This is a genomic window from Deltaproteobacteria bacterium, assembly GCA_016874735.1.
Lineage (GTDB): Bacteria > Bdellovibrionota_B > Oligoflexia > Oligoflexales > CAIYRB01 > CAIYRB01.
The window spans coordinates 1-2,301 of sequence record VGTI01000158.1 but is presented as its reverse complement, the minus strand read 5'-3'; the positions used below and the strand labels follow the sequence as shown (position 1 = coordinate 2,301).

At 50.3% G+C, this 2,301-nt stretch carries 2 protein-coding genes; one reads left to right on the top strand and one right to left on the bottom strand.

The genetic code is table 11. The features are described 5' to 3' along the window. Positions 1 to 647 precede the first annotated feature (647 nt). Positions 648 to 1,049, bottom strand: coding sequence for a hypothetical protein (locus tag FJ146_19920; protein ID MBM4254240.1), 402 nt, complete (start codon positions 1,047 to 1,049; stop codon positions 648 to 650). Between the two features lie 381 nt (positions 1,050 to 1,430). Here FJ146_19920 and FJ146_19915 point away from each other — a divergent pair. Then, positions 1,431 to 2,301, top strand: an 871-nt coding sequence (locus FJ146_19915) for an Rpn family recombination-promoting nuclease/putative transposase (protein ID MBM4254239.1), incomplete at its 3' end; no start/stop codon positions are given.

Genomic DNA, 2,301 nt, shown 5'->3' with positions numbered 1-2,301 from the left:
GTTGCCGCCCAATTCTTTATTTACGTCGGACCATTTTTGATTAATTCGGCAGAATTATCCGGTTATTGATCTGAATTCCCCTCGCTTGCAGCAACCTCATATGTCTCCGTGCGCTATCACGTCCCCTAAACCCTGCCCTCCTCCCTCATTCCGCGCCTCCGTGGTCAAATACTGAAGTCTCTTTGGACCACGGAGGCGCGGAATGAGTGAGAATGGAGATTCTTGTTGTCGCTGCACTAGCTGGTCGAGCAGCAGCCTCTCGAGTTTTCGGTCAAAGACATCATACACAGCACCGCCCATGTCGTTCGCTTTTGCCGCAAACTTCTGTCATCTTTGAACTACTGACGTCTTTTGTACGCTTAGTTAGGATCGGCGTGATGGGAAAATTTGAGCAGCGAGTAGGTACCACTAGGTCTGAAAAAGCAATACTCCAGCCCGTAAATATCGACGACAAGACTCTTGCGGCATTGACCAGTGACTTTGGCCCGCTTGATCATTTTGATGCCTACGCAGTGTTCCAGTATTTACTGGCCTGTGAATTAGCGAGTCTTGGTAAAGATTCGCAGCGTGTAATCGTTTACGAGGAGATTGCAACGTTTCATTTAAAAAATCTGTCCGATATTCAGCTAAAAGATCAAAAGAAACTGCTAGGACTTGCGACTATTTTTGATGTTATTAAGTTCGGCAATAGCCGCAGCCATCCCCTCCTCGTAAATGAGCGGCCACTGCGGATCAAGTAGGAAGTTGAGTTCCAATGCGGGGTCTCGGTCTCCTTCGGCTATGAGGTAGCCATTGGTATCGGCATCTTCAGATAAGCGGTTGACAAAGCGATCTTTGCCGACACTAGACACGATATGATATTTTGGATGGTCCTTCACGAAATTCTTTAGCATGGGTAATGAGCTACAACAAAAAATGCCCGAGAAGTCATGTCCCGTGAGTCCAAGTCGGACTAGCTCATAGAAGTCCTTAACTGCACCCACACGGCGGAAGTATTCTGCATAATCCACCATTAATTCGACTTTGCTTTGGTTGGCTTTAGCACCCATGTTTGGATCCTATGTTCACCGGGATTTGCGTGCACCCTCAGAGTATCGGCAGTTTCCTGCCTCGGCTTAATTTGGGTTTACGAAATGGTCTAAGTAATTGAAGAATCCTCCGTCAGTAAAACGACTTCCAACTTACCCAATTTCCTCTCTCCGTGGTCAAATAAACACTCGGTAGATCACGGAGACACGGAATGAGGGAGAAAGGAGTTTCCTGTTATCGCCGTGATAGATGGCCGTGCCGCATCCTCTCGGAATGTCGTTCCAAGACATCATACACAGCACCGCCCATGTCGTTCGACTTTAGTTCGCATTTAGTCAATGCTCTGCACCGCCGCGATCAATCGATAAATCTCTCGCGCAGCATTGCAGAGGAGTCATCACATGGTAGAGAAGCCAGCGCTACTGCGCCCCACTCTGGACGTTGTGTTTAAGATGTTATTTGCGCGCAAACGCGGTCATGGCGCTTTGATTGGCCTACTAAACGCCATCCTAAAACCGGCGAGTAAGATAACGTCGGTTGAGGTGCAAAATCCTCACATCCCTAAGCTGCTGATTGACGACAAGGGTACGATTCTGGATATCCATGTCAAACTAGACGACGGCACCTTGCTCGATATCGAGATGCAGATGGCTCCGCATGAGTCCTTGGCCAAGCGCGCCCTGTACTACGCCTCAAGGATGTACGCTACGGAGCTTGGGGTAGGTGATTTTTATAGCCTGCTTAGGCCGGTGATCGTTATTTTTCTGCTGGCCGAGGATCTCTTTCCCGCCAGGCCAGATGAATTTGCGGTGGGATTTTCGCTGCATCAGGATGACGACGGTCCAGCGGTCTTTAAGGCGGAGCTAAGTGGTCAGATGCAGATCAAGTTTTACGAGATCGGGAAGGCCTTTCGTCTTTGGCAGACAAGACAACTCCCGCCCGATGATGTAAGTCTAGGAGCATGGCTAGGCTTTCTGGCCGACCCATCTAGCCATTCAGTAGAGGAGGCGTGTATGTCGATCCCAGAACTCAAAGACGCCAAAGTCGCCCTAGAAGAACTTTCCGCCGAGGACGAGGCCCGCGAAATTGCTCGCATCCGCGAGAAGTCCCGGCTTCATTGGGACTCGCTCATGGACGAGGCTAGGCGTAAGGGCAAGGCAGAGGGCAAGGCAGAGGGCAAGGCAGAGGGCAAGGCAGAGGGCAAGGAAGATGCCAGCCTAGCTTTTCTGAAGGCACTGCTTACGTCGCCCGAGACAAACAAGCTGCCTGATG